This is a genomic window from Marinobacter sp. UBA5687 (genome assembly GCF_002420325.1).
GTDB lineage: Bacteria > Pseudomonadota > Gammaproteobacteria > Pseudomonadales > Oleiphilaceae > Marinobacter > Marinobacter nauticus.
The window spans coordinates 26318-41099 of the sequence record NZ_DIHV01000041.1 but is presented as its reverse complement, the minus strand read 5'-3'; the positions used below and the strand labels follow the sequence as shown (position 1 = coordinate 41099).

The 14782-nt window shown below is 55.6% G+C and carries 18 protein-coding genes; 5 read left to right on the top strand and 13 right to left on the bottom strand.

Features of this window, described 5'->3' with window-relative positions:
• Nucleotides 1–12 precede the first annotated feature (12 nt).
• The 4 genes from B3Y70_RS04565 to B3Y70_RS04550 all read right to left on the bottom strand — a co-directional run bounded on the left by B3Y70_RS04565 (nt 13) and on the right by B3Y70_RS04550 (nt 3249).
• Complete coding sequence (locus B3Y70_RS04565; protein ID WP_011786390.1) at nt 13–468, bottom strand: GatB/YqeY domain-containing protein; 456 nt, start codon at nt 466–468, stop codon at nt 13–15.
• A gap of 82 nt (nt 469–550) precedes the next feature.
• Nucleotides 551–1288: a ZIP family metal transporter gene (locus B3Y70_RS04560; RefSeq protein WP_023009196.1), complete on the bottom strand. Its 738-nt coding sequence runs from the start codon at nt 1286–1288 to the stop codon at nt 551–553.
• Between the two features lie 26 nt (nt 1289–1314).
• Complete coding sequence (locus B3Y70_RS04555; RefSeq protein ID WP_286893443.1) at nt 1315–1770, bottom strand: DUF4112 domain-containing protein; 456 nt, start codon at nt 1768–1770, stop codon at nt 1315–1317.
• Nucleotides 1771–1821: 51 nt separating this feature from the next.
• Nucleotides 1822–3249 carry a PLP-dependent aminotransferase family protein gene (locus B3Y70_RS04550; protein ID WP_286893441.1) on the bottom strand — a complete coding sequence of 476 codons (1428 nt, stop codon included), beginning with the start codon at nt 3247–3249 and terminating at the stop codon, nt 1822–1824.
• Nucleotides 3250–3437: 188 nt separating this feature from the next.
• Here B3Y70_RS04550 and B3Y70_RS04545 point away from each other — a divergent pair, with 188 nt between their 5' ends.
• Nucleotides 3438–3953, top strand: a complete 516-nt coding sequence (locus tag B3Y70_RS04545) for a pyridoxamine 5'-phosphate oxidase family protein (protein WP_286893439.1) — start codon at nt 3438–3440, stop codon at nt 3951–3953.
• A gap of 74 nt (nt 3954–4027) precedes the next feature.
• The gene (locus tag B3Y70_RS04540) at nt 4028–4480 is read left to right on the top strand and encodes an MgtC/SapB family protein (RefSeq protein ID WP_011786395.1); all 453 of its coding nucleotides are present in this window, start codon (nt 4028–4030) and stop codon (nt 4478–4480) included.
• Between the two features lie 19 nt (nt 4481–4499).
• On the opposite strand, the gene B3Y70_RS04535 is transcribed toward B3Y70_RS04540, so the two are convergent.
• A complete protein-coding gene (locus tag B3Y70_RS04535; protein ID WP_286893437.1) occupies nt 4500–5660 on the bottom strand; it encodes an AI-2E family transporter in 1161 nt (386 codons plus the stop codon).
• Between the two features lie 359 nt (nt 5661–6019).
• Here B3Y70_RS04535 and B3Y70_RS04530 point away from each other — a divergent pair, with 359 nt between their 5' ends.
• Nucleotides 6020–6226, top strand: coding sequence for a cold-shock protein (locus tag B3Y70_RS04530; protein WP_011786397.1), 207 nt, complete (start codon nt 6020–6022; stop codon nt 6224–6226).
• 100 nt (nt 6227–6326) lie between these two features.
• Here the strand turns inward: B3Y70_RS04530 and B3Y70_RS04525 are convergent, their stop codons facing one another.
• From B3Y70_RS04525 to B3Y70_RS04505, 5 genes are all read right to left on the bottom strand, one after another.
• Nucleotides 6327–6488, bottom strand: coding sequence for a hypothetical protein (locus B3Y70_RS04525; RefSeq protein ID WP_023008498.1), 162 nt, complete (start codon nt 6486–6488; stop codon nt 6327–6329).
• A gap of 97 nt (nt 6489–6585) precedes the next feature.
• Complete coding sequence (locus tag B3Y70_RS04520; protein WP_286893433.1) at nt 6586–7497, bottom strand: methylated-DNA--[protein]-cysteine S-methyltransferase; 912 nt, start codon at nt 7495–7497, stop codon at nt 6586–6588.
• A gap of 109 nt (nt 7498–7606) precedes the next feature.
• Nucleotides 7607–8539, bottom strand: a complete 933-nt coding sequence (locus B3Y70_RS04515; protein ID WP_286893431.1) for a DUF4124 domain-containing protein — start codon at nt 8537–8539, stop codon at nt 7607–7609.
• Nucleotides 8540–8645: 106 nt separating this feature from the next.
• Nucleotides 8646–10403, bottom strand: a complete 1758-nt coding sequence (locus tag B3Y70_RS04510) for a DEAD/DEAH box helicase (RefSeq protein ID WP_286893429.1) — start codon at nt 10401–10403, stop codon at nt 8646–8648.
• Nucleotides 10404–10465: 62 nt separating this feature from the next.
• Nucleotides 10466–11341: a metal-dependent hydrolase gene (locus B3Y70_RS04505; RefSeq protein ID WP_286893427.1), complete on the bottom strand. Its 876-nt coding sequence runs from the start codon at nt 11339–11341 to the stop codon at nt 10466–10468.
• Nucleotides 11342–11522: 181 nt separating this feature from the next.
• On the opposite strand from B3Y70_RS04505, the gene B3Y70_RS04500 reads away from it, so the two are divergent.
• Nucleotides 11523–11801, top strand: a complete 279-nt coding sequence (locus B3Y70_RS04500; RefSeq protein ID WP_022992826.1) for a YebG family protein — start codon at nt 11523–11525, stop codon at nt 11799–11801.
• A 73-nt stretch (nt 11802–11874) separates the two neighbouring features.
• On the opposite strand, the gene B3Y70_RS04495 is transcribed toward B3Y70_RS04500, so the two are convergent.
• Together B3Y70_RS04495 and B3Y70_RS04490 are read right to left on the bottom strand one after the other, a co-directional pair.
• Nucleotides 11875–12267 carry a hypothetical protein gene (locus tag B3Y70_RS04495; RefSeq protein ID WP_199452411.1) on the bottom strand — a complete coding sequence of 131 codons (393 nt, stop codon included), beginning with the start codon at nt 12265–12267 and terminating at the stop codon, nt 11875–11877.
• A gap of 16 nt (nt 12268–12283) precedes the next feature.
• Complete coding sequence (locus tag B3Y70_RS04490) at nt 12284–13639, bottom strand: hypothetical protein (protein ID WP_199452412.1); 1356 nt, start codon at nt 13637–13639, stop codon at nt 12284–12286.
• A 143-nt stretch (nt 13640–13782) separates the two neighbouring features.
• Between B3Y70_RS04490 and B3Y70_RS04485 the strand changes: the two genes are divergently transcribed.
• Nucleotides 13783–14394, top strand: a complete 612-nt coding sequence (locus tag B3Y70_RS04485) for a DUF938 domain-containing protein (protein ID WP_199452413.1) — start codon at nt 13783–13785, stop codon at nt 14392–14394.
• Between the two features lie 48 nt (nt 14395–14442).
• On the opposite strand, the gene B3Y70_RS04480 is transcribed toward B3Y70_RS04485, so the two are convergent.
• Nucleotides 14443–14782 (bottom strand): thioredoxin family protein (locus B3Y70_RS04480; protein ID WP_022992830.1); only part of this gene is annotated, 340 nt, incomplete at its 5' end.

Below are 14782 nucleotides of genomic sequence, written 5' to 3'. Positions count from 1 at the left end.
CCCAGCGCTGGCTTAGCCCGCCAGCGCAGCTCGAACTTTCTTGCTCAGATGCCCCATATCCACCCGGCCGAGCACCTGAGGCTTGAGTTCATTCATCACGTTTCCCATGTCCTGCATACCGGAGGCTCCCGTCGCGTTAATGGTTTCGCGGATAAGCGCATCCAGATCGTCCTCAGACAGCGCGGCAGGCATAAACTCCTCGATGATCACCATCTCCGAGCGCTCTTTGTCTGCCAGTTCGCCCCGGCCTGCGTCATCATATTGTGCAGCGGCGTCCCGGCGCTGTTTCAACATCTTGTCCAGCACCTTCAGAACATCGTCATCAGTGAGTTCCCGGCGCTCGTCGACCTCAATCTGCTTCACCGCAGCCTGAGCCATACGTAGCGTCACCAGGCGATCTTTGTCCTTGCTCCGCATTGCGTCCTTGACTGCGCTGGAAAGTTTTTCCTTAAGTGATGTATCCGCCACGGTTAATCTCCTGTTCTGGGAAAATAAAAAGTAAACAACGCATAAAGGACAGAATGATAGCCAAACTACGCCGGAACGTCCCCTATCCGGATAACGCCACCTCTCCCATCACCCCAAGCAGGAAGCCCGCAAGCGCCCCCAATGGTGGCGCCCAGTGTTTTTTCAGGCGTACCTGAGGCGCTATGTCCTGGAAAATGATGTAGAGAATACCCCCTGCCGCAAACAGCATGATGCCGGATACCACACTCGGGGCATCCGACAGCAGAAAGTAACCAAGGGCACCGGCCACCGGCCCAAGCAACGCCATCAGCGCCAGGGCACCCACAATCTTCAATCCTCGATAATGGGTCGCGTCCACCAGTTCCCGATAGGAGTTAAAGCCCTCGGGAATATTCTGCAACGCAATGATGCCGGCCAGCAGAATTCCGCCCTCACTGGACACCGAGAAAGTGGCGCCGAGGGCCATGGCTTCCGGCACAAAATCCGAAAGCATGGCCACCAACTGGCTCGCCGGTGTGCCGTTGGCAGCCAGCCATCGATCCAGAAGCATAAAGCTGATACCGCCTCCGGCAAAACAGACAACGATGCCCACCATGGACAAGTTAGCCGTCCCTTCTGGCACCAGTACCAGCGCAACAGCCGCCAGCAGCGCGCCACCGCCAAACGCGATCACACTGTGCCGCACCTCGGTTTCCAGCCAGCGCGGGTGAATACGCTCCACCGATGCCAGTGCTGCGCCCACAGGCATTGCAAGACCGGCCATCAATGTCAGTAGTAGTATCTGCATAAGGCCATTGGCCTGAAGTGCGTCCAGCATCATGCTCTATCCATAGTCAGTTCGGGTGTTCAAAGAATGAGTGACAAACCACCGGTTATCACCGCAAACAGGATCGACAAGCCAATCAGCGTTCCCCAGGGGAACGGCGGTGGCGGTGGTTCAATCGCCAATTGCTTCTCAAGATAGTTTCTCAGCAGTCTGGTATTGCGAGTATTCGCCTTATACACGGCATCAAAGGCATCTCCCACCACCGGCAACAGGCCACCCAGGAAATCGATGACCATATTTCTGAGCATTCTTAACTTCACAGCCTTGCTGGCGCCCGCCCGTTGCGCTTCTACCAGCACATAGCCCGACAGGATCAGGCCAGCCATATCACCAACCACCGGTAACAGCCCGATGATGGCCTCTATGCCAATCCGGAACCTGGTAAATGGAAGGCCGATGTTGCTGTCCATCAGACGACTGAACCGGTCAAGACGATCCAGAATGGCGCGCTGTCTCGCCTCGGATGGTGTTGTCATGCTGCTTCCCTTTGCTATTCCGACGGATTTTGAGTCAATTACAAGCTGCGGTTACATTCGGGTTAACGCGCTTCTGAGGATGCTGACGCAATCCTCCATTTCCCGCTCACTGGCACTGGCAAACCCCATGACCAGACCGGATGATGCGGTATCTCCGATGTAGTGCGCACTCAATGGCGTGCTGCCAAAGCCTTGTTTCCTCAGCCATCCACTCAAGGCTGAGTCATCAAACCGGCCTTCAAGCACCAGATGCATACCCGCACTCTCGGCCACCGGGTGCACCAGATCCCCGAGTTTCCTCTGCACCGCGTCCTGGAAGTATTGCCACTTGTCCCGATACAACTGACGCATCCGGCGAACGTGTCGAACGAACTGGCCACTCTCCATAAACTCGGCAATAGTGGCCTGTATCAGCAAGGGCGTTTCGCCACCACTGACCTGTTTGGCCCAGAGCACCGGCTCCACTACTTCCTCCGGAAGAACGACATATCCCACTCTTAATGCCGGCAGCAGCGTTTTGCTGAAACTTCCCACGTACAGTACCGGCGCATTGTCGAACATACCCTGCACCGCCGCAAACGGCTTGTTGAAGAAATGAAATTCGCTGTCATAGTCGTCTTCCACTATCCAGCAATCGTTCTGCCGAGCCCACTGCACCAGGGCCATCCGTTGGGAGAGGTCCAGAATCCCCCCCATGGGATATTGATGGGTGGGGGTGCAGAACAGCAACCTGGCGGAGCCCAGATGTGGCAACGCGGTCACATCAAGAACCTGATTTTTCAGGGGAATGGGCACCAACGGATTGCCAAGGCGCCCCAACGCATTGCGGGCACCTCGATAGCCCGGATTCTCGCATAGGACACGATCGCCGGGACTCAGAAACACATCCGCCAGCAACGACAAGGCCTGCTGCGCACCATTGGTGATCACAATCTGATCGGCATGGCAACGCACGCCACGCGACGTTCGGAGGTAGTTCGCAATGGCCGTCCGCAGCGGCAGGTAGCCCTGAGTGCTGTCATAACCGCGAAGCCCCCGCCGGCTTTCCTGATGGTGCAGCACACGGTTCCAGGCGTTGACGGGAAAGGCGTCCAGATCCGGCAGGCCGGGTTGAAATGGCAGGCAGGCATCTTCCGCTCTGCGGGGAGTCCCGCGCACCCGATCTGGCAGTGGAGGCAGTCGGGAACTCCCGCCGGAGGGCATTTTCAACTTTTTCCCCGCCGGTTCGATAGCCGACACGATATCCTCGTGAACGAATACTCCCCTACCCGCCCGGCTCTGAAGGAAGCCTTCTGCCTTCAACTGATCGTAGACCGCATTCACAGTGTTCCGACTGACGCCAAGATCCTCCGCCATCTGGCGACTGGACGGCAACCGGTGTCCCGGAGGGTAACGTTGAGCCAGAATTCGATCAGCCAACTGTCGATAGAGCTGAAGCTGCAGAGGTTGGCCAGCATCAAACCGAATATCATCAATCACAATCACTGGTCCTATAAAAAAACACAGTCTGGGTCTTTTGAGGGTATCAGAAGTGACGTGAAATAGAACGCAACTGTCCAACCCACAGCCTTGAGGACCACCGAATGAATCAGTCAAATACTCAACAAGCCTCACCTCTCACGTCCTGCCCAAGGAGCACCGTGAGGCGGGCTGCCAAAAGAGCGTCGGTGGACCGCCAGGTTGCCTATACGCTGATTGACCGACTCAAAACCGCGCACCTGGGCTTTGTGGAGGACGGCGAGCCCCGCATCATCCCGATTACCGCCTGGCGAATGGATGACCACCTGTACGTTCACACTCTTAATGGAGGCCGGTTGTCAAAACGCCTCGGCTCGGGCCAACTCCTTTGCATCTCGTTTGCCGTCACCAATGAATGGGTTTTGACCAAGTCTGCGTACCACCACAGCGCCAACTACGAATCTCTGGTGTTGTTCGGCTGCGCACAGCTCGTGGAAGACTCTGCAGAATTCGACGCCGCATTCCGGGCCATCATCAACCAGATTGAGCCAGGACGTTGGGAGCAGGTACGGGCACCGAACCAGAAGGAGCGCCGGGCAACCGCGCTGTTCCGGATACCGATTGAGGAAGGCTCATTCAAGAGCCGGACCGGTGGCCCCAACGAAGATCCCGAGGATATGGAATTGCCAATATGGCACGGAACCGTGCCGGCAGTAACCTCATAAAAGGACGATCCCGGCCTTACCTGCTAATCTGCGTGAGCAGATACAAACAAAACTGAAAGACCAGGAGACGATCTGTGCTGGAAAGCGAAATCCCCTTAATGGACATGGTCATTCGACTGCTTATGGCGGCTGGCCTGGCACTGGTGCTTGGGCTTGAACGTGAACTACGAGGGAAGCCAGCGGGACTGCGATCGCACATGCTCGTCTCCGTGGGGGCATCCGCATTCATCATGATGGGCATGCACATTTTGCTCGCCACGGCGGAAGGCGACCCTTCCGCCCGAATTGACCCCACACGCATTGTCGAAGGCGTGATTGGCGGCATTGGCTTTCTGGGCGCCGGCAGTATCATCCAGAGCCGCGGCAATGTTCAGGGCATTACCACGGGAGCCTCCATCTGGGTATCCGGCGCCATTGGCGTAGCCTGCGGCCTTGGCACCCTGGCCCTTGCCAGCATGGTGACGGTGCTTTCATTGATTATCGTGGTCGTGCTTGGCCGATTCGAGCGAGAAGTCATCAAGGATTGAAGCTGTGGTCACACCCGAATCATTTACCCAACAACTCTCCTACCGGACGAAAGTTCACCACATAATCGCACACGGATTTTGCGATCATGAGAATGGGCGTAGCCACAATCAAGCCCACTGGCCCCCACAACCAACCCCAGAACAACAACCCGATAAAAATGGCGACGGCATTCAAACTGGAGACGTAACTCGTCAGCCACGGCATCAGCAGATTCCCCTGAATACTGGTGATGACCAGCGATGTAAGCGCAACAATCACGGCAGTATTGAGCTCGCCGAACTGCAGAAATGCGGCCACCCCAGAGCCGACCAGAACCAGGAAAGGCCCCAGATACGGCACACCACTGGCAATACCAGCCACCACGCCCCACAAAGCCGCTTGCTCAACTCCTAATAGCAGGAATGCCAGCCAGGTGAGAATGCCGACAAAAAGCGCACTGATGACCATGACAAAAAGGAACCGGCGTACCTGGTGATGCAGCTCGTTCATAATTCGTGCCGCCTTGCGCATACGCCGGAACGACGGGCCGGATATTCTAACGATCTTACGCCGGTATAGCTTGCCGACGGAAAGCAGGAAAAACACCAGTAGAAGCACAGAAAACATCTGGGAAATAAGAACTATTGTGGCCGGCGAATTGCGGATGACATAGTCACGAACGTCCATCGGCTCATCCACCACCCGTACGGGTGTCACGCCGGCCTGAACAGCCGGTTCCTCCTGGCTTTTCTCGGCGGTTTCCTCAATCTGCTTGGCGGCAATCTGGGCTTTTTCCATGATGCTTTCTTCATCCTCGGACGCAGACGCATCTTCACGCTGAAGCTCCTTGATGGCCTGGGGGATCTTGTCCAGCATGGCCATGGCTTCCTGCTTGAGCGGCACACTTGCCGCCGCCAGAATCGCTATCAGTGTGCAAAGAACCAGAGCTGCACCCAATGGACGGGGTATGTGAATCCGATCCAGTGTTGCCACCAGCGGATCCAGGGCGAAACTGATCAGAACTGCGACCACAAGCGGCAGCAGAACAGGCTGGGCCCAGTCGATAAAATACAGGGAGGCGATGCTGGTCAGCACAATCAACGACATGCTGCGGATATTGATGGCTTCAATCAGGGCCGTGGTTGAGTCCTGTTCGCCAGAACCCGACCCGACACCCGGGCTTTCCTCGTTGTGACTCATAACCGCAGCTATGCCTCATATCAGATCCATGATTGAGTAGAGTGTAGCCCCCAAGATGGCAACTAATGGTTACGATATTTTATGGCAAGGTTTAAGATCGATGGCAAACTCGAGAAATAATTCCAGAAATAGGTATTTTCCCGTTTCTGAAAACTTTTCTATGCAACGCCTGTTATTTAGCGTACTGTCTATTTCGTTGGAAAGATTTAGCAAAGCATTTCACGAATAAGACCTTTTGTGTTGTCAAACCTACTGTCCTGTTTTTGATCCTGCGCGTTTTTTGTTTCCCGCCTATCGCTGATTAGAGGTCACAACGACCTGCTGACGGCAACCAATTGATTAAAATCAGGATAATGATTATGTCTACTATCAAAGGCAACGTTAAGTTCTTCAATGAAGCAAAAGGTTTTGGCTTTATTACTCGTGAAAACGGCGCAGACGTTTTCGTTCATTACAGCTCGATTCAGGGTGGCGGATTCAAAACTCTGGCCGAAGGCCAGGAAGTGGAATTCACCGTGACTGAAGGCCAGAAAGGCCCGCAAGCTGAGAACGTTATTGGCCTGTAACTAACGGCCAATACGTAAAAAAGGCAGCCTCGGCTGCCTTTTTTATTGCTCAGATCCGGCCAGATTTATGTTCCCCAGCCCATCCCGCTATCGAAAACTCTTAATTACTCTTCAGATTAATCTGTTTAGGGCCGGCAGCAGTTAATTGTGCGCTTTTACCTTTAACCACATATTCAACACGCCCACCGGACTTTAAAAAGGCAGCTGTCTGCTCTTCAATCTCAGCAGACGTTAAAACAGCTTTTACGACTTTCTTGCTCATGATATTTCCCCGGTTCGCTATTGGCTTATTCGCCAATATAAGCGCTCCAGTATAACTGAAACAGGAAAAAATTGCTGTCGGAGCATTTTGGGATCGTTTATTCCCTCGTCACACTTCTCCGCTCTGCCTCCAACAACGCCCGCTTTCGCTCCAATCCCCAGCGATAACCGCCAAGCCCACCATCGCTTCGCAATACACGATGGCAGGGAATCAACAAACCAATCCGGTTCTTGCCACAAGCGGAGGCCACGGCCCGCACCGCCCTGGGCTTGTCGATCTTTGCGGCGACCTCAGAGTAGCTAAGAACATCGCCTTCACGGATACTCAACAGGAACTGCCAAACCTTTACCTGAAACGCCGTGCCACGCATATCCAACGGCAAATCCGGCCGTGGTGCACCGGCACTGATATGCTTATCCAGAGCGTCCATCCAGGCATCAAGCTCTGGGGCGTTCCGGGCGGGTGAAGCGTTCAGATCTGCATTGGGGAACTCCGACCTCAACTGGGCCATCAGCGACGCTTCATCATCACCGAATTCCACAAAGCATACGCCGCGGTCCGTGGCCGCCATCGTCATCAGCCCCAGTGCGGTCATTCGACAGGCATAAACGATGACCTCACCCGCACCACCGGCCCGATAGGTCTTGGGCGACATACCGATGCTACGGTGCGCTTCACCATAGACACGACTGACCGAACCATAGCCGGAGGCAAAAATCGCATCCGTCACCTTGTCGCCGTCTTGAAGAGACTGCTTGAAGCGCCGCATACGGACGGCATCCTGATAGGCTTTTGGAGACACCCCGAAAGCCTCCTTGAACTGCTTCTGCAGACGGGCCGGAGACAAGGCCGCCAGCTTCGCCAGGCTCGCGAGCGTGAGTGGCTCATCGGCGTGGGATTCAATGTGATGGGCCACCTTGACCAGCCGGGCCACACGGGCATCACCATGGGAAGCTATGCCTCCGGTATCCCTGTCTGATCGCCGTTGCTGCTCTGGTGAACCAGGCATGACATCACCCTTTATTCATTGTGGACAGGGAGAGTAAACCCCACTCTGGTTATGGATTCCATCCGATTGTTGCCGCCATTATTCTGATCGGGTCCACTGCAAGAACCTGCTACAACCGGATATCCCCCTCCTCCTGAGCAAGCAACCACCGCCGCCAGTCCAGGCCTAACATGTTGACCCCGCCGATGTAGTTGTCGTCTACCAGGTAATACGAGAGTGTGCGGTCACCTCGGTTGAAGTTATGCATCAGCCGCACCAGAAAACTGCGGCGCGTGGGCTTGGCAAGCAGGAAATAGACAAACTGGCCAGCCTGGGCACGCACGCTGCCGCTACCAGACATATCGGAGTGTCGCCACTTGTTGCTGGGCAGTTTCAGGAATTGGTCGATGCGGGTTAACCGGCCCTGCTCACGGGCTTTCGCGACAATCCATCGGTTTTCCGGATGACTCTCAAAATACAAGCCAGAGTCATCCCGTTCCAGCATCTCCATCTGCTCAGCAAGCCCCTCGTTCAACCAGGCGGGAGCATAGGGGACGATGGTATCGACAACCGCATGACTGACCTCATGCTTGATGGTTCTGAAGGTGCGTTCCCTGTCCTCCTGAATATAAACCACGATCTGATGCTCAGATGGCATGTACAAACCGTAGGATGCAACCGCCCAGCCCCTGTCCCGTTGAATCAGGTAGTTCCGGTAACTGACCATATCCTTGAAAATCAGAATATTAACCGGCACCGTCCGGTACATATCGAAAGACAGCACACGGTCGAAAAACTCGTAAACATGGTTCACGCCATCGACAATCTGCTGGTTTTCCTCGGCAGTCAGCTCCAGATCGACCGTTTCAATGCGGATATCAAAACGCGACCACTTCGAGGCCCTGGGCTTCACGTTAACCACTTCCTGCTTAACGCTATGGTCCTGGCGGTCGCTGAAGTGCACCTTGCCGTGCTCATCTACCCATTTGTAGATCTTTGCATGCCCTAACCCCGCTACAAGCAGGAGCAGCACGAGCACTGTGGTTCGAAGGGTTACCGACATGATCCGAGTAAACACCGCTTGAAAGCTGACGAGAGATTATGTCCGAATCATACAGGGCGATAGACCAGATGGCATCCAATGCGCCACCCGAGCATCGTTTAGCCAGTCAATACGCCTTACGATACTGCCCCCGATAATCGAAGATTCGCTCCTGCACCTGCCAGTAGTGCTTCTGCTTGCGAGCAATCACGAAATCCGGCGCGGGTAACAGTACCTGCATCTCCAGCACCTCATTTGCCCGGGCAAAGACTTTCGGAGCCTGACCATTGGCAAATCGTCGTCCAAACAGCTTGTTGAACACGGCTCGCTGGGCGGGCTTGCTGAAATCAAACGACTCCCGGAGTTCCTCCCCGTCTTCTCCGTGGTAAGTGATCCGAAGTTTTTGGCCTTCTACGGCAAGCGAAACCCCGGCGCAACGGATGACCATGGCATCCTTAAGCTTCAGGGCATCCCGCAGTTGATCATCCGGGTCGATAATGGCCTGGTGGCAGTGCCCGCAGTTGCGGGCAGCGATGTCGTTCTCAGCGCCACAATGTGGGCACTCCTTGAAGCGGAACCGGTAGTCACATTGCTGTGGCCGCCCTCGGTCATCGTCAGCAGGCTCCAGCAGGCCCTGGCACCGGCGGCCATAATGCTCAACGACACGCCCGTCGCTGTCGGTTTTGCCCCAGAAGATGTTGGCAAAACCGCAGCCCGGGCAGAACACCTGCACCGGTTCACTGTCGGGGTTGGGCTTCGGCTCCCCAACTTCCGGATGATGCAGATTGACATGATTGCCAGCGTAATCAATCACCAGGCAATCCCGTTTCCCCTCATCCAACCGCAAGCCTCGGCCGACAATCTGCTGATACAGGCTTACAGACTGAGTAGGCCGCAAGATGGCGATCAGGTCCACATGGGGGGCATCAAACCCGGTCGTCAGCACAGACACATTCACCAGGTACTTCAACTGCCGTTGTTTGAAGCGCTGGATCAGCTGGTCGCGATCTCGCAGATCAGTCGCGCCGGTCACCAGGGCGGTTTCCTGCTCGGGCAAGTACCCGGCAATTTCCTGCGCGTGCTGCACTGTCGCCGCGAAAATCATCACCCCCTGGCGCTCGGCCGCCATCTCCATCACCTGTTCGATGATGGCACGTGTCACCCGCTGATGTTTGCTCAACAATTGGTTGACGTCTTTCTCGGCGTATTCGCCAAAACGGTCCTGCGTCAGCGTGGAGAAATCGTATTGGGCCACGGCGGCGTTAACCAATTCAGGCCGGGTGAGGTAACCACGGTTGATCATGTAGCTCAGGGGCAATTCGTAGATGCAGTGCCGGAAAGGCTTGTCCTGTTCGTCATCAGAACCACGAACAAAACCCCGGTAGTGGTAACGATAGATCCATCCCATGGCCAGGCGGTAGGGAGTGGCGGTGAGCCCAAGCACCTTCAGGGAGTCATTCTGCTGCCGTAAAAGCTCAATGATCCGCTGGTACTGGCTGGTTTCCTCGCCACTCACCCGGTGGCACTCATCGATAATAACCAGCGAGTATTCATCCCGGAACTGGTCCAGATTCGCCGCCACCGACTGCACGCTGGCAAAGGTCACCTGATGGTGGTTCTCCTTGCGCTTTAGCCCGGCCGCAAAGATTCCCCCCGACAAACCATAACTCTGATACTTGGCGTGATTCTGCTCCACCAGTTCCTTCACATGAGTCAGCACCAGGATCTTTCGGCGCGCAAGGCGAGCCAGCTCGGCAATCACCAGGCTCTTACCGGCACCGGTCGGCAGCACAATGACCGCAGATTCATCCGATTTACGGAAGTGGTTCAGCGTGGCGTCGACCGCTTCCTGTTGGTAAGGCCGCAGCGTGAAAGGCGCATTCATCTTGCCGGACTTAGATCCTCAACCCAGTGAAAAGTCCGACATGGTAGCAAATGTGTTAGGCGTCACGCGGCCTTTTTCATCACCGGAGCGAGCCACTTCCGTTTGGCTTTCTCCACCAGATCACGGGCATCGTGATTCCATGGATGAAAGCCGGGGCTGTAGTACTTGAAGTAAGAGGGCAGGAGTTTGCGGAATACACCTGGCTTGCCCCACATGTAATTGAGACCGTTCGCCCAGGATTTCAGATTGAACAACTGGCCGTCCTCTTTCATCAGTTGAATCAGATGAATACCGCTGGAGACTGGAAACAGCACGCTCACCACCATCATCTCGGTCAACCGGACAAACTCGCTGCCTCCGATGGTCTTATACACGTCGAACGCCACGGCTTTATGCTCGGATTCCTCAATCGCGTGCCAGGCCCAGATGGGGGCCATACGCGGGTCCATCTCTTCCAGAGCGTCATATTTCAGGAGGAATTCCTCTGCCATCAGTGCCGTGAAATGCTCCACCGCCACCGTATGGGCCAATTGGCGCTCCGGGCTCAGCCGCTTGCGCAGCACATTCATCAGCCACATCACCTCGCGCTCAAGGCGTTTGAGGTTGATGCCGCGCGCCTGCATGTATCCGTTCAGGGCCTCGTGCTCTTTTGAGTGGTGCGCCTCCTGGCCGATGAACGCTCGCACTGCCGCCTTTAGCTCCGGGTCTGTAATCTCTTTCTGATAATGGCGTACGGAGTCGATAAAGAAGCGCTCACCAGGCGGGAAACTTGCGGACAACGCCGCCAGCAACAGCGTTTTGGCCGGATCGTTATCCCACCAATACTTGGGCACGTCTTCCGCCAGGTCAAAATCCGGCTGACGGACTTCGGGAATGGGCGCCTTGGTCTTGGGGGGCGGCGTGGGTTGAGTACCGGCTATGGTTGTTCTGGCTTTCATTTCAGGACTCCGGAGCTGATGTCTGACAATCCATCATACGGGGGCCGGGTCCGGCGCTGGAACAGCAAAAGAGGACAGGATGACGCAGCAAAATACTGTATAAATATACACTATTCGTGATAAGCTGTGATTTCATTAACGGTCTTACCAACCATCATTACCCCGGAGGCGATGGCATACCATGGGCGTAAAAGCACTCTACTATTCCGAGAGGGACGGACTGGACATGGCACTGAAAAACCCGGACAAAATGTTGTTTTCGTCCAAAGCAGAAGCCGATGCCCGGGACAAGGTTCTTGAACTGTCCGAAGAGATTACCACCTTCCTGCAACGTAAGGTCGGCGGCCTGTCTGAAGAGCTGGCAGAACAGTGCGCCCTGGCCATTGCGGAAGAAAAAGAATTGTTCACCAAGGCACTGAAAAAGCCGGAACTGCTGAACGAAACCGTCGAGGCCGAGTAACCCCCGCCCTTGGTCAGAGATGTTGAACGCCCTGGCCGTGAAGGTGGCCATGGGCGATCATGCTCGAAGACACTTAGTCAGGCTCATGATCCTGAATATCGAAGTGCCGTGATCGCACGGAACTCACCTCCACATGAATGTGGCGGCTGTTCAGGCCAAAATCGGACACCGCTTGCCTCACGGCATTCCGGATTTCAGCAAAGGCCCGGGCCTCGTCTTCCGGTAGCACCATCAGCATGACGGCGAACACGGACTCCTTGTGAACCTCGCCATCGTATTCGCCTTTGAAGGCATGGCCATCTTCAGCCCAGTAACCGGCGAGCCAGGAACTATCCAGCCCCCCCATCACCGTCGCCCCCCCAAACTTCCGGGAAAGCTGCCGAGCGATCTGCTCACTCGCCCGAGGGATCTGTCCCGGTTCTGCTGACAGAATTACAAGAAAACGAATTCTTTCACTGCCCGACATGGCAAACTCCTTTTCATCAACGCTTGGCGAGATAGATGTAGAACGAGATCAGCACAAGAATGGTCGTCGACAGCGCAATGGAACCATCCGGCTGGAGCCACTCAAACACATCCAGCACTCCGGGAATATCATCACGGTCCAGGCTCCGGGAAGCAGTCGTCAACGAAATAAACAGATCAATAACGGCAACGCCACCGATACCGACAAGAATCAATTCAACCGAACGATCAAGCTGGCTTTTTCGTGCCTCCAGCAGGCGGGAGATCTTGGAGCGAATCAAGCTCGTGCGCTCCAGGGAACCCTCAATCAGCTCGCCGAGATTCCAGGCCGCATACGCAGCTCTGACCACCTTGGCTCGCTCAGCCTGAACCCCGATGATGGCCTCATTGAATTCAAGGCGAGTGAATTCCAGATGGTCCAAGGTCTTCGTAATGTCGGCCATCAGCCGATGCAAATCTTTACTGCGGTGTCGCGAGCCCGCAAAGTCGTTAAGCTCCGAATAACTGGACTTCAGGATACCGCCGTATATCGACAACACGGCATTGTAAAGCTGGCAGACGGACAGGCCGCGCAGCCAGTTGTCCGCCTGAGCCTCGGCATCGTCCGCAACCGCCAGGATGTTGCCCGAGCCCACAAACTGTCTGGCCTCCAACAAAGCCTCCGTTGATCCGGTATACGACGCCCAAAGTCGCAGACTGTCTCCAAGCGGACCGTTCAGGGTGCTCGGAGGCGTCACCACGTATCGCCCTGTCCACAGCACATAGGTGTCTGGCGCTTCCGGCGAATCGAACGAAACATCCCGAAACACCGTAAGCTTCTTCGGATCTCGAAGGTACGAGACCGCGCCGGAGGCTTTGTATCGCCTGCTCTTGCGGAATCCGAGTGCGTACTGGTGAAACGCCGGGTATACCGCGTGCTCATAGACCCGTTTGGCCAGATTGGAAAGCGCGCCGTCCAGGCTATGCCCTCGGAGCAGATCACCAAGGCCAGATTCGCTGGTTTCAAAGGCCACATCCAGCTGGAGCAAGGCGACTGTGTCATCGTAAAGGTACAAACGACAGCACTCGATCGCACCTCCGTTGTTGACCAATAGTTGGCTGATATCAGAAGGCAAAGACACGTCACCCATCGCAACCGAGTAACATGCGAAGGGTTGGAAGAACGCTGGCAGGTTATCGTGCTCAAGCGTCCCGTAGCCATTGGCCCACGGCCATTCAAAGCTACTGAGGGTGTCGGTTTCAGCTAACAGATTGACCAATCCGCCGGCACTGGAGCCAGCCTCCGCCATCTGTTTCAGGGTATCCGCAGCGCGACGCTCGCTGTCTGCACTAATGGGCGATCGCACCGGCGACAGCGTTCGCACTTTTAGCATGTTGGATTTCCTATGGTTTATTTTCAGAGATTCGTCAGACATAAAACGTCCCGCAGTTTACCCTTGAATGCCACGCTTTGGTAAAACCAGTCATCGCCGACCACGCAACATGCTGTGTGCCACCCTGAAGAAGGAGAGCTCAAATGAACACCCCCTTGCCTTACTCCCAGGCCTGCGAAAACAACAAAGCCCCCATTCTGGAAAAACTGCGTGACGTCTTTATGGCACCAGGTACCGTCCTGGAAATAGGAACCGGCACCGGCCAGCACGCCGAGCACTTCGCTGCGGCTCTGCCACACCTGAAATGGCAGCCCACCGACCACCCCAGAGCGGCGCACCTGGCCGTTGCCCGACTGCAACAGGCCGCCTTGCCCAACGTCCTCCCAATCCTTGAGCTGGACGTAAACCAAATGCCATGGCCTGTGTCCGCCTGTCGATGGGCATTCTCAGCAAACACAGCTCACATCATGGCCTGGGAGGAAGTTGAAAAGATGTTTCAAGGTGTCGGCGCCTGCCTTCAAAAAGACGGTGCGTTCTGCCTGTACGGACCGTTCAAGCATAAGGGCGGGTACACCAGCGAGAGCAACAAGGCGTTTGATCAGTCGCTGAAATCCCAAGCACCCCACATGGGCATCCGAGATATTGAAGCCCTGTCTGAGCTGGCCGAGGCCGTTGGCCTGCAACTCCGGGACGATTTTGCAATGCCCGCCAATAATGAACTGCTGGTGTTTGTTAGGGGCATCTGCGAGCCGTAGCCAATCCGCACAGCGAGATTTGGGTCCTGCCACGAGTACAGAGAGGGCTCAGCACTCGATCAAAAGCCCATATGGCCGTTCAAGAGCTACCCGCACCTCGCCGATTGAAAACACCCTGGCGAATTCCGCAAATCGCTGCCCCTCAAACCATAACTGCACCACCGGCAGCGAGAAAATACCCTGAGCCGCACACAGCGCACCGGCTGATGCCTGGCAATCAATGTAGGCAGTAACCAGCTTCGGGAATTGTTCACTGGAAAGGCGCTCCAGTTGGGGCTTGATAGCCTGGCAGACGCCACAACTTGCCCCGCCATATAGCAGCAGCACCGCAGGGTTGGACTGCAGCAATGTTGAGAGCTCGTCGTCCGAGCAGACGTTTTGCATCATC